Annotated in this window: 13 protein-coding genes and 1 tRNA gene; 9 read left to right on the top strand and 5 right to left on the bottom strand. The window is 44.0% G+C overall.

Going from position 1 to position 11,710, the window contains the following annotated elements; all coding sequences use genetic code 11:
- Positions 1-1,744, bottom strand: a 1,744-nt coding sequence (locus ABIO93_RS05600; RefSeq protein ID WP_348065299.1) for an LTA synthase family protein, incomplete at its 3' end; no start/stop codon positions are given.
- A 105-nt stretch (positions 1,745-1,849) separates the two neighbouring features.
- On the opposite strand from ABIO93_RS05600, the gene ABIO93_RS05595 reads away from it, so the two are divergent.
- From ABIO93_RS05595 to ABIO93_RS05560, 8 genes are all read left to right on the top strand, one after another.
- Positions 1,850-1,922: transfer RNA gene (locus ABIO93_RS05595), tRNA-Met, on the top strand.
- Positions 1,923-2,115: 193 nt separating this feature from the next.
- A complete protein-coding gene (locus ABIO93_RS05590) occupies positions 2,116-2,349 on the top strand; it encodes a hypothetical protein (RefSeq protein ID WP_348065297.1) in 234 nt (77 codons plus the stop codon).
- A gap of 193 nt (positions 2,350-2,542) precedes the next feature.
- The gene (locus ABIO93_RS05585; RefSeq protein WP_348065295.1) at positions 2,543-3,958 is read left to right on the top strand and encodes a hypothetical protein; all 1,416 of its coding nucleotides are present in this window, start codon (positions 2,543-2,545) and stop codon (positions 3,956-3,958) included.
- Positions 3,959-4,081: 123 nt separating this feature from the next.
- Complete coding sequence (gene rpmH, locus ABIO93_RS05580; RefSeq protein WP_015813300.1) at positions 4,082-4,240, top strand: 50S ribosomal protein L34; 159 nt, start codon at positions 4,082-4,084, stop codon at positions 4,238-4,240.
- 98 nt (positions 4,241-4,338) lie between these two features.
- On the top strand, positions 4,339-4,776 hold the full coding sequence (locus ABIO93_RS05575; RefSeq protein WP_348065292.1) for a ribonuclease P protein component: 438 nt from the start codon (positions 4,339-4,341) through the stop codon (positions 4,774-4,776).
- Between the two features lie 14 nt (positions 4,777-4,790).
- Positions 4,791-6,443 carry a S41 family peptidase gene (locus ABIO93_RS05570; protein WP_348065290.1) on the top strand — a complete coding sequence of 551 codons (1,653 nt, stop codon included), beginning with the start codon at positions 4,791-4,793 and terminating at the stop codon, positions 6,441-6,443.
- 38 nt (positions 6,444-6,481) lie between these two features.
- Positions 6,482-7,174, top strand: coding sequence for a tRNA (adenosine(37)-N6)-threonylcarbamoyltransferase complex dimerization subunit type 1 TsaB (gene tsaB, locus ABIO93_RS05565; RefSeq protein ID WP_348065288.1), 693 nt, complete (start codon positions 6,482-6,484; stop codon positions 7,172-7,174).
- A gap of 76 nt (positions 7,175-7,250) precedes the next feature.
- A complete protein-coding gene (locus tag ABIO93_RS05560) occupies positions 7,251-7,787 on the top strand; it encodes a DUF2480 family protein (protein WP_348065286.1) in 537 nt (178 codons plus the stop codon).
- Here the strand turns inward: ABIO93_RS05560 and ABIO93_RS05555 are convergent.
- From ABIO93_RS05555 to ABIO93_RS05540, 4 genes are read right to left on the bottom strand one after another with little or no spacing between them, the layout of a single operon-like run.
- On the bottom strand, positions 7,745-8,374 hold the full coding sequence (locus ABIO93_RS05555; RefSeq protein ID WP_348065284.1) for a ribonuclease HII: 630 nt from the start codon (positions 8,372-8,374) through the stop codon (positions 7,745-7,747). The genes ABIO93_RS05560 and ABIO93_RS05555 overlap by 43 nt on opposite strands.
- Positions 8,374-9,393: a VWA domain-containing protein gene (locus tag ABIO93_RS05550; RefSeq protein ID WP_348065303.1), complete on the bottom strand. Its 1,020-nt coding sequence runs from the start codon at positions 9,391-9,393 to the stop codon at positions 8,374-8,376. Before ABIO93_RS05550 ends, ABIO93_RS05555 begins: the two co-directional genes overlap by 1 nt.
- A gap of 12 nt (positions 9,394-9,405) precedes the next feature.
- Entirely contained in the window at positions 9,406-10,341 is a 936-nt protein-coding gene (locus ABIO93_RS05545; RefSeq protein ID WP_348065282.1) for a hypothetical protein, read from the bottom strand.
- The gene (locus tag ABIO93_RS05540; protein WP_348065280.1) at positions 10,328-11,215 is read right to left on the bottom strand and encodes a DUF58 domain-containing protein; all 888 of its coding nucleotides are present in this window, start codon (positions 11,213-11,215) and stop codon (positions 10,328-10,330) included. The genes ABIO93_RS05545 and ABIO93_RS05540 overlap by 14 nt, the downstream gene beginning before the upstream one ends.
- Before the next feature lie 84 nt (positions 11,216-11,299).
- On the opposite strand from ABIO93_RS05540, the gene ABIO93_RS05535 reads away from it, so the two are divergent.
- Positions 11,300-11,659 carry a DUF4296 domain-containing protein gene (locus ABIO93_RS05535; RefSeq protein WP_348065278.1) on the top strand — a complete coding sequence of 120 codons (360 nt, stop codon included), beginning with the start codon at positions 11,300-11,302 and terminating at the stop codon, positions 11,657-11,659.
- The last annotated feature ends 51 nt before the right edge of the window (positions 11,660-11,710 follow it).

Here is an 11,710-nt window from a genome sequence, read left to right as displayed (position 1 = left end):
CGTCATAGTTCACGGCAAAGTTCAAAGGCATCTTGCCAAATATGTTTTTGCCATACGCGAAAAAGGGTTTATCATAATGTAAATAGCCCAGTACCGATGGCAGAATGTCAATCTGCTGGACCAATGTGGTACGATCAATACCATTCATTGTGGTGTCGCCCGGTGCATAAAAAAGTATCGGGACAGAGAAATTCCCCGCGGCTGTCTGGTACTCCGGGTAATGCGCAAAGGTGGCCGAATGATCAGCAGTAATGACGAAAAGGGTATTCTTAAACCACGGCATTGTTTTCACATGATCAAAAAACTTCCGCAATGACTGATCGGTATAGCCCATTGTTTCATAGATAGGTAACACTCCTTTGGGAAACTTTCCTTTGTACCGCCTAGGAACTTTATAGGGGTCGTGGGAAGAAACGGTAAACAATGTACTCATGAAGGGCTGTTTGAACGTATTCATTTTATTACCCCAGAATTGCAAAAACTCTTCATCCCAAATACCCCAGATGCCATCGTAATCCGCATCATTATGATACTCGGTTTTTCCATAGTAATTTTTTACGCCGATCAGGTTTGTAAACGCCTGAAAACCCATTGATCCGTTGGGAGCTCCGTGGAAAAAAGAGGTGTTGTATCCTTTCTCCTGCAACATTTCCGGCAGGCTCGGTAGCTTGTTGTCCGTGTACCGCGTCAGTACAAATGGCTCGACCATTCCAGGTATACTAGTGAGCACCGACGGGATCGCTTCGATAGATTTGGCACCATTTGCAAACGAATACCAATTTACCTTGCTATGCAGCATCAGCGAATCAATGAAAGGCGTGTAACCCTCATATTTCCCATTTTCAAGGTGATGATTATAACTACCTACCATCTCCTTTCCAAAACTCTCCCATATCAGGATGACCACATTCTTAGGCTGAAATGGCTGACCGTTAGTCTCAGGGGTGTGGACGGGCGTGTAGATACGGTTCAGTTCATCATCGTCCGTAAAAAATGTAACCCGTACGTAATCTGTTTGTTTTAATGTTTTATAAATACAAAAAGGCGTGTTCAGAACAATGAACATTTCCTTCGGCTTATTCACATATTCACCTGCATTACTCAATGTAATAGGTCGGGTACTGTGCAAAAATCCGCCTCTTACCCCTCCTATAAAAAGAAAAACGGATCCCGCCATCAATACGCTGTGAATCAGGAAGACCTGCCAGGCGGGTTTAGTAGGTCGGTCAGTAACCTTCCACTTTTTGGTAAAATAAATCACCACGATGACCAGCAAAACCCATATCACGAAAACATACCAATAATTAAACAGGAAGCCGAGGAAAAGCTTGAAAAGGTTGCTTTCATGTGAAAATTCCTGTAAAACCGTCCAGGTACTTCTTTTGATCGTAAAGCGGTAGTAAATAAAGTCGGCGCAGTTAGCGAGCAGGGCAATGCTGTTGGTCCCGATAAAAAGGTAATCCAGTACTTTCTGATATTGTCTCCTGAACTTGAAAGTAAAAGGAGCGAGCATTAAAACGATGTAGAGAATATTGGTGTAAAGTACAGCTACAGTGTCAAAACGCAATCCTCCAAGCAATAACCTAAGCGCCTGACTAGCGTCAATCCCGGGAAAAAAGGAAATGTTAAACCAATAAAACAGAATCCGGCAGACCGTAAATAAAATCATGATGCCAAGCAGCCTGATCAGCAGCACCTGATGCACACGCCACCCGTAACCGGCAGCGCTAAATTGAAAACTCATATGTTGATGTCAGAATGTTAGAGTCGACTTTCTAATATTTTTTTACAAAAATAGTTGTTTTCTTCAAAACAAATGTTGTATGTTTGCACTCCAATTCAACGACACCGCGGGATGGAGCAGTTGGTAGCTCGTTGGGCTCATAACCCAAAGGTCGCTGGTTCGAGTCCAGCTCCCGCTACACAGAAAAAGCCTAATTAGTTATTTATTAACTGATTAGGCTTTCCTCTTTTTACCCGTTGGACGGATTTTTGGAGGATTGCCAAGACAAGAAGAACTACTCCCCTCTAAATAATCAAAATAATTCTACAAATTATCTACAACAAAAGCCACATTCTCGTATCTTTCGGCCGTATTATGACGAAAGCACGAAAATGACTACCACCACAACCTCATATTTTTCCGGATTTGAACATGGTGCTGCTCAGATACAGAAATTTCTACAAACTCAAAAAACATTCACCCTGGTGCTCTCCGAGGGAAAAATCGTCCATTACAGAATGGAAGATGACATGCATTTTCGCAATTGGCTCATCAATAATCACATTGAAGACATGCGGGAATCGTTCTACAAGAACTACTCAGCACTAGTATTTCCATCCGCATAACAATTCTTCCTCCCGGACGACAACCTTCATCTTTTTAAAAACAAAATCTGATTTAACCGTCTAATTTCAATACGAACCGTTCAGTCAACCGACTGATGAATCGCGTATGCTTGCGGGGCAAAACTGCTGTCATTAGAAATAAATGTTTTAAGTTTGACTATCGTCCTGACGTCAGAAATAGAAACTTTTACTTATGATCAATTTGTCCTGGTTTGAAAATCCCGGCAACAAACAAAAGTTGCTTGTAACGGCTTTTGTTGTACTTCTTTTGCCTTTTGTGGGAGTCTCATTCTTTACTTTTCCAACCACTGACGATTACTGTCACACGCTCGCTGTGAAGGATCTGGGGTATTGGGGCTACCAGCAACATTACTGGAAAACATGGTCAGGCCGCTACATAGGCACACTGATATCCTCCACACAGCCACTCGCATACGACTCTTACCTGGGTTACAAAATTGCGCCGATCGTGCTGCTGCTGTTATACGTGCATGCCTTTTTTTGTTTTGTAAAAGCACTGACATTGAACAAATTTTCTGCCTGGCAAACAGGGCTTTTTGCATTCCTTTTACTCTTTGTAATGCTTGCCGAAATGCCTGCCATTTCAGGATATTTTTATTGGTATACCGGCTACTACTACACCGTTGCCGACATTGGTACGCTCTACTTTTTCGCCTACCTTTTCCGACATTACCCTACACTCAGCAGTAAAAATGTCGTCCTAATATCCCTGGGACTCATTTTGCTGATCGGTATGAATGAATACACACTGGTTTGGCTGGTAATACTTTCAGGCTCTCTTTTCTTTTTCCGCAGTATAATCAATAAGAAATTGCAGACTAAGGAGTTGCTTTTCAGCATTGTTACACTGGCTTTTGGCGTGTTGTCCGTAACGGCACCAGGTAATGGCGCCAGGGCTGAATCCGGACTGTATCCTACTCCGCTCAAATACAATCTGATCTTTTCGCTAAAAAACAGCCTGGTGTGGGGTATTCATAATTTTTCAAAAATGGCCCCGACTTTATGCGTGCTGACATTGGTACTGATCCCTTTGGCCGCACAACTTTATCATTCCAGACAAAAAGGAGAGTTCAAATTTTTGTCGGTTAACCCCATACTTTCGTTGCTCATTTTCGCAGGATGCCTTTATCTAAGCTATTTTCCCTCCTACTGGTCCATTGCGGAGCCGCCAAATCTTCGCGGGCAGTGTGTGATCAATTTTTGGACGCTGATCGGCTGGACTTTCAATGTATTTGTACTGACTTTCAGGGCAATGGAAAAACCTAATGTGAAAATCGCCACCAGTCTCGGCGTCCTCGGCTGGGCTGTCGGACTATATTTTCTGACGGTTTATGCAAGTAATTTCAATTATCGCTCGGCCTGGTCCGACCTCCTTACCGGTCGGGCTTACCGCTACAATCAGGAAATGGTGGCCAGAACGGCACTCGTATTGAATACCAAAGAACCACAGGTTTATGTCCCCAAATTGAAGAATATGCCCTACACTATATTGTCCGTTACCGACCTTTGGGACCCTGCGTGGGCGTCCATGGAAGTGAATAACGGCTGCGCAGAATGGTATTTCAAGAAGAAGTTTTTCTATAAATGAGGCCTACAAGCATATATTTTTTAAAATTCGAGTTAAACATTGACTTAATTTAAATATTTGTCTACCTTTGCAAGCCAAAATTACGGGTAGAAGAGATTTATATCGCAATAATTTGATACTGAGATGAAACGTACCTTTCAACCATCGAATCGCAAGAGGAGAAATAAGCACGGTTTCCGTGAAAGAATGTCCACGGCAAACGGGCGTAAAGTAGTTGCCGGTCGTCGCAAAAAGGGCCGTTGGAAACTGACGGTGTCTGACGAAAAACGTCATAAGCAATAATCAGTGTTTGAAAGTTTAAGTAGAGGACGTTAGTCTGAGACGCATAGTCGGGGACGCATAGTCTTTTCATAGTCTGACAAGTTCGATCATATTCAAACTTGTCAGACACTTTTTTCTACAAGGACTTGAAACAAACATTTGGTAAAAAGGAACGTTTGTGCAGCCCCCGTCTTATCGGAAGGCTTTTCCAGAGAGGTAGTGCGGAGATTCATACGTTCTACCTTTTTCCTTTTAGAGTGCTGTATATCTATGACATGCAGTCTCCTCCCCCCTTTCCACAAGTGCTCTTTTCTATTTCCAAGAAGCAGTTCAAAAGAGCTGTTGACAGGAATCTGGTACGCCGCCGTTGCCGCGAATGCTACCGCCTCAACAAAGCATCTCTGCTTGCATTACCCACGGAATCAAGACCTTCATACATTGCTTTTTTGTATCTTGCAAAAGAAATAACATCTTACGACGTTATTGAAACGGCCATGAAACAATCGCTCAAAAGACTTGAAAGATTGCCTGCGTCGCATCCGAAAAAATCAATCTAATTTCCTGAACATAGATGAAAAAGTATTTTCGCTCAATCTGGTTGGCCATACCAGTTATTGCAGGTCTTGCATTTGTATCCTTCCGGCAGGACGACCGCCTGTTCGAAATTGCGCGTAACCTCGATATATATGCCACTTTGTTCAAGGAGCTGAATGCCTATTATGTCGACGAAATCAACCCTAATCAGCTGATTAAGACTAGTATCGATAACATGCTGCGGTCGCTGGATCCTTACACCGTGTATTATGCGGAGGATGATATTGAAGACTATATGACGATGACCACCGGGAAATACAATGGTATTGGGGCGATGGTTAACTCTGCGGAAGGAAAGCATACAGTAATGATGGTATATGAGGATACCCCTGCACAAAAAGCGGGATTACAACTTGGCGACGAAATCACAAAAATCAATGGAATAGACCTTTCGACCAGAGAAGATTTTGATACCGGAAAACTATTAAAAGGCCAGACCCAGACCAGCGTTACCCTGACGGTAAAACGTTACGGGATTACCAAACCACTCGAAATATCGCTCAACCGCGACATCGTGAAAGTGACCAATGTTCCTTATTATGGCATGATCAGTGAAGATGTGGGGTATATTGACCTGAAAGATTTTACGGCTACGGCATCCCGCGAAGTTCGCAATGCATTTCAGGAGCTGAAGGGAAAAGGGATGAAATATGTCGTCCTCGATCTCCGTGACAATCCGGGAGGTTTGCTGAATATGGCCATTGAAATTTCAAATATTTTTATTCCAAAAGGTCAGGAAATCGTTTCTACCAAAGGTAAAGTGAGTGAATGGAACAAAACCTACACGGCCTATAATCCTGCATTGGATACCGAAATTCCGGTGGTTGTACTGACTAATAACCGCAGCGCTTCCGCGGCAGAGATCGTTTCAGGGGTTATTCAGGATTATGACCGCGGCGTGCTGATCGGGCAACGTACTTACGGAAAAGGTTTGGTACAAACTACCCGCGATCTTTCATTTAATACTAAGATGAAGATTACAACTGCCAAATATTACATTCCCAGCGGCAGGTGTATTCAGGCGATCGATTATAGCCACCGTAATGATGACGGCAGTGTCGGTAAAATTGCTGATTCATTGATGACTGAATTCAAAACGAGCAACGGGCGCTCGGTATTCGATGGCGGCGGTATCCTGCCGGACATTATCACAGAAAAAGAGACTTATTCACCATTAGCTACGTCTTTGGGCCGTAATCGCCTGTTCTTCGATTATGCCGTGAAATATCATTTTGAACATCCTACAATTAAACCTGCAAAGGAATTTCACTTGTCTGATGCCGAGTATGCAGCATTCGTGAAATGGTTGGGAGACAAGGAGTACGACTATACCACACAGGTTGAAAGGGACCTGAACAATCTGGAAGCGTCTGCGAAGAAAGAAAAGTCCCTGGAAGTGATCGAGGATCAATTGAAAGCGTTGAAATCCAAACTTACGCACAGCAAGGACAACGATTTGCAGATTTTCAAACCAGAGATCAAACAGATTGTGGAAGAGGAGATTATCAAACATTACTACCTTGAAAAAGGAATGCGGGAAGCTTCCTTCAATGAAGATGCGGAAGTGAAAGCTGCTCTTGCCCTTTTTAAAGACTCCGCCCGCTACAACGAAATCCTGAAAAAGAAATAACATTCCGCCCGTCACTAACCTGACGGGCTTCTCTTTTTATGCTCTTATTAAGTATTGACACATCGATCCGCGGATGCTCCGTGGCGCTTCACGGAGATACCGGCTTACTCGCATCCTACGATCTTTATACCGACAAGTCATCGTCCGCCATGCTGACCACGCTTATAAAAAATGTCGTTAAGGACGCTGGTTATAGCTTATCAGACCTGGATGCGATCGCGATCGCGAAAGGCCCGGGCTCGTATACAGGCTTGCGGGTAGGCGTATCCACCGCGAAAGGACTTTGCTATGCATTGGAAAAACCATTGATCGCCATAAATACTTTGGAAGCAATGGCGTTACAGCTCTCTCCTTTCTATGCAGGACATTTGCTTTGTCCGATGATCGATGCGCGTAGAATGGAAGTTTACTCAGCTGTTTTCAATGATCAGAATGAATTTGTACAGCCAACGCAGGCCGTTATCATGGATGCCGATTCTTTCCAGGGCTTGCTGAAAGAGAACAAGGTTGTGTTTTTCGGTGATGGAGCGGCTAAATGCAAACCATTGCTTTTCGATCATCCCAGTGCTGTATTTCCTGACCAGAACATCCGGCCGTCTGCCAGAACGATAGGAAGCCTGGCTGTCAGGGCATTTGAGAATAGCCAATTTGAGGACGTGGCGACTTTTGAACCTTATTATTTGAAAGATTTTATGTCTCCGGCGCCCAAAAAGGCTAAAATAAATGCCTGAGAAAATTCATTTTCAGCCCGCGGACAAACAATCTCTATCTTTTTGTTGTTAGCCTTTTGAAAAACAAAGTTTAAAGATGGAAACAGAGGAAATTGTAAACCGGGTTGCAGGCAGTGGCATTATTTCATTGGATCTGGAAGAACTATATCACCCCGGCGAGCGTGTACTTTACGATATCAAAGATAATCTCTGGCAGGGAATGATACTCCGGGAAAAAGATTTCCGCGAATTCCTTAAAGCCCATGACTGGGCACAATATCAAGACCAAAACATCGCTATTATTTGTTCAGAGGATGCAATAGTCCCTACCTGGGCTTATATGCTGCTCGCGGTACAGCTCGAACCATTTGCTAACACCATTGTTTTCGGAGATTTGAATGCATTGGAAGACAAGCTCTTCACAAACGCTATTCAGCAAATTGATCCTGAGGAATACCGGGGAAAAAGAGTGGTAGTAAAGGGATGCAGCAAGGTGGAAGTACCCATATCAGCCTATGTTGAGATCAGCAGGATATTAAAGCCTGTGGTTCAAAGCCTCATGTTCGGGGAGCCTTGCAGTACCGTTCCGCTTTATAAAAAACCCAAATCTTCCGTCGCTTCTTCCGCCGACTGATCCAGTTCTTCTTTTAACAATTTGAATGTCATGCGGTGATATGGGCAAGGACCGTGTAGGCCGATGGCTTTCCTGTGATGTATGGTAGGATAACCAACATTATGCTCCCAGCCGTAATGCGGAAAATGTGCAGACAGGTTGGACATCAGTTCATCGCGGTAATTCTTGGCCAGTACAGATGCCGCTGCAATGGACAGGTAATGTGCATCGCCTTTGATGATGCATGTATGCGGGATCATCGGATACGGCGTAAACCGGTTTCCGTCCACAAGCAGATGTTCCGGCTTCTTTCTCAGCTTGTCAACCGCACGGTGCATGGCCAGAAAACTGGCTTTCAGAATGTTAATTTTATCAATTTCAAGATTATCCACTTCTGCGACAGCCCACGAAATCGATTCACGGATTATTTCCTTTTCGAGTTCAAGGCGCTGAATTTTCGTGAGTTGCTTGGAGTCATTCAGAAATGAATGCTTGTAATCTCTTGGCAAAATAACAGCGGCTGCTACAACCGGACCGGCCAGGCACCCTCTCCCCACCTCGTCCAGGCCAGCTTCAACTACATCAATGTTATAATAAGATTTCAGCATTAATCTTCCAGAATATTCGACATAAAGGTACTTTTTGTCCCAATCGCCAGGAGCAGGAACAACACTGCCCAGTAAAGATAAATTCTGTAAAAGTCACTTACATCCCGCGACAACACGTCCCGCGACTTAACTTTTTCCAGCTGGTCTATTTGTTTAAACACTGTTTCAAGAGCGGTATTATCGGTAGCACGAAAATACTTTCCATTGCCCAGACCTGCAATATTTTGTAGCTCCCCTTCATCTACTAACGCGCCTCCAACACTAATACTGTCTGTCCGTGCACCTTTTTTGGCTCGGCCCACAGAAATCGTATACACTTTTACGCCAAATGCATTAGCAAGCTGCGCCGAAGTCGCCGGCCCCAGATTACCTGAGGTATTGTCGCCGTCGCTGATCAGAATGGCCACCTTACTCTCTCCCGGTGTTTCTCTCATGCGGTTCACGGCCACGGCCAGCGCGCTGCCTATTGCGGTTCCGGCAGTAGGGATCATGGCAGGGTTAATTTCATCCAAAAAACCATAAAGCAATTCATAATCCGTAGTAAGCGGGCAAAGCGACACTGCCTCCCCAGCAAAAATGATCAGCCCGATCCTGTCCTGCAAACGTCCTTTAATGAATTGCCTCGCCACTCTTTTCGCCGCTTCCAGCCGATTAGGGTTTAAATCTTTTTCCATCATGGAATCCGAAATGTCCAGCAATAGCATAATATCAATGCCTTCTGAATACTGGTCCCTGCGCTCTGAAATGACCTGCGGCCGCGCCAGGGAAACCAATATAAGACAAATGGCCAATCCTACGAAAACAGGCTGAACGAAGCGCAAAAGGGTAAGCCAGCTTCTGAGACCATCTACCGAAGTATAAGTAATGGTGAGCCGCTGCTTGTGATTGCGATGAAATGCATTTCGCAGCCAGAACAAGATAGGAACTAACGGCAGCAGGTATAAAAAATATGGGTACACCCATTCGTATGAGCGCAGCGCCTCATAACCAAACCATTTGGGTGAAAACCATGGGTCTATCATAGGAAATTATCAGGTCATCTGGGTATCGAGGATGAATCTTCTTTTGGCGCGGTACAGTCGCGTTGCACCGGTTTTCAGCACTTCGAGGTACACATCCATGTTTTTGGATTTTTCCTGTCCATACACAATGCCGTCCATATTTTTCAATGCGTCGGCCAGATCATCGTCGGGCATATTGTCCATAATCTCGCGGGTAGTATAGGTTGCAAATGGCTTTTTTTCAAGTCGTTCCAGGTAATTTTTCCAGACAATAATTGCCTTTTCTGCATCCTTAATATTGCTTCTCTCCCTTGCATTCCGCATCAGTCTGTTGAATGACCGCAGGTATTCCAAATGTCGCCGCTGCAATTTCACAAGCTGCCACTGCTTGTATATATCTTGTCCGAAAACCCAATAAATGCTTCCCACTACGCCGATGATCAATGCTATCGAGCCAATCAGCATAGAGAAATTGAATTCTCTGCTTAATGGCGACAGGCCTGTTTCGGCTTTTAAGACCGGTTTTTCCTTCGAATCCAGTATGTTGCTTTTGATCAAAAAAACAGAATCCGGCACGGTAAACACAGCAGTACAGTCCTTTTTCTGAAAAATATAAACCGGCATTCTGAGTGCCTGTACTTTGGCAACATCAAATGACACTAGCTGATACACTGCACTGTCTAGCGTTCCCCTGTCATCGGTGACTGAAACGAAGCTTTTCAGCGATATGATTTCGAAAGGCGAGAAATTGTAAGATGAGTCAGGAAAGAAAACCTCAACCTCTGGCTTGTGACGGGCAATGAGCGAAAAATAGACTGGTTTTCCTACCTCAACACTATCCGAAAGGAAAATTCCCGTGGGCTTAATCCGCTGAGCTGAGGCAGTTTGAATGTTCGATGCGAAAAGACAGATCAGCCATATTCGAAGATAGAAAAAAGCTATTTTATCCATTTCACGACTGGGCATTACTTTTGGTATAACGCCTTACTTTAAACAAATGGATAAGTGCAGGCACATAGTCTTCCTGTGTATTGATCGAAATGTAGTCTGCCCGGTTTTGGTGGCAGAGCCTTTTTAGCTCCGAGCTTCTCACGTCGAATCGGGTTGCCATTTCTTCACGGTATTTCTTTGAAGATGTATTGACCCATACGGTACTTTGCTTTTCGGCGTCGTATAGGGGAATAATACCAAGTCCTGGTAAATTCACTTCCCGGGAGTCGTACAAATGAATGACAATGAGGTCATGCTTTCTTGCCAGTGCTTTCAGGTTGTGCTGGTAATTGCTATCGATAAAGTCGGAGATCAGGAATATAAGACTACGCCGTTTCAGCACATTCAATGTGATCAGGATTGCTTCGGCTATGTTGGTTTTGGTTGACTCAGGGACTAATTTGTACAATTCCGAAATCACCCCGTACCCGTGTTTCATTCCGTCGGAAGGCCTGATATAGCGCTCATTCCGATCGGAAAAACACAGCAAACCTACCCGTGTTGCTTCCTGAATGGCTGATAGCGCCAAAACTCCGCAGATCTCTTTGGCAATGTCAATTTTGAGCCTGTTCACTTCCCCTACCTGCTGGGAAGCACTCACATCCAGCATGAAGAAGGCGGTCTGCTCTTTGTCCTCTTTGAAGATCTTAACGAATGTACCGTGTCCCTTCGCAGAAGTGTTCCAGTCTATGGCCCTGACGTCGTCCCCATACTGGTAAAGCCGGAGATCGTCAAATTCTAGGCCCGAACCTTTGAAGACCGAATGAAAATTGCCGTGACGTTCACTGGTCACCGCTTTCCGCATCCGGATTTCATACTTTCTAAGCTTTCCCAAAAACTGCTCAAACATAAGTTTTCCGAAAAAATTACCACCTTTGTTACCAGGTGTACCTTAACAAAGATATGCATTTTGAGAGTTATGCTGCGTCCTACTATGAATTTCAAGAATGAAGTAATCCTTTTTCTCTTCTGTTGTTTGCTTTTTTCAAGCTGCGTAGATGAAGAAAAACCACCTAAAAATACACTTTCAGAAGAGCAGATGGCGACCATATTAACGGATATCCATTTGGCGGAATCGCGGGTGAACAGGCTTCAATTGAGATCCCTGGATTCGTCTTTAATGATTTTTAACCAACTCAAAAACGATATCTGGAAAAAGTATAAGGTGGACACATTGCTTTACAGAGAAAGTTATTCCTACTATATGACGCATCCGCAGACTATGACACGCATTTATGAAAAAGTGAACAAGAAAATTGAGATTCGGGAGAAAAATAATAATATTAAGCTTTGAATCGCATATATCCTTCTATATCACACATTTAACTTCTAACCATCATTTGAT

It is taken from the genome of Dyadobacter sp., from assembly GCF_039919315.1.
In the GTDB taxonomy this organism is placed as follows: domain Bacteria; phylum Bacteroidota; class Bacteroidia; order Cytophagales; family Spirosomataceae; genus Dyadobacter.
Note: the sequence above shows the minus strand (reverse complement) of the source record. Positions and strands in the feature narration are given on the sequence as shown.

What these genes read in the sequence shown, in the direction of transcription:
- ABIO93_RS05590 (WP_348065297.1), top strand. Translation starts at nt 2,116, where the DNA reads ATGACTACCACCACAACCTCATATTTTTCCGGATTTGAACATGGTGCT.
- ABIO93_RS05585 (WP_348065295.1), top strand. Translation starts at nt 2,543, where the DNA reads ATGATCAATTTGTCCTGGTTTGAAAATCCCGGCAACAAACAAAAGTTG.
- rpmH (WP_015813300.1), top strand. Translation starts at nt 4,082, where the DNA reads ATGAAACGTACCTTTCAACCATCGAATCGCAAGAGGAGAAATAAGCAC.
- ABIO93_RS05570 (WP_348065290.1), top strand. Translation starts at nt 4,791, where the DNA reads ATGAAAAAGTATTTTCGCTCAATCTGGTTGGCCATACCAGTTATTGCA.
- tsaB (WP_348065288.1), top strand. Translation starts at nt 6,482, where the DNA reads ATGCTCTTATTAAGTATTGACACATCGATCCGCGGATGCTCCGTGGCG.
- ABIO93_RS05560 (WP_348065286.1), top strand. Translation starts at nt 7,251, where the DNA reads ATGGAAACAGAGGAAATTGTAAACCGGGTTGCAGGCAGTGGCATTATT.
- ABIO93_RS05555 (WP_348065284.1), bottom strand. Translation starts at nt 8,374, where the DNA reads ATGCTGAAATCTTATTATAACATTGATGTAGTTGAAGCTGGCCTGGAC.
- ABIO93_RS05545 (WP_348065282.1), bottom strand. Translation starts at nt 10,341, where the DNA reads ATGCCCAGTCGTGAAATGGATAAAATAGCTTTTTTCTATCTTCGAATA.
- ABIO93_RS05540 (WP_348065280.1), bottom strand. Translation starts at nt 11,215, where the DNA reads ATGTTTGAGCAGTTTTTGGGAAAGCTTAGAAAGTATGAAATCCGGATG.
- ABIO93_RS05535 (WP_348065278.1), top strand. Translation starts at nt 11,300, where the DNA reads ATGAATTTCAAGAATGAAGTAATCCTTTTTCTCTTCTGTTGTTTGCTT.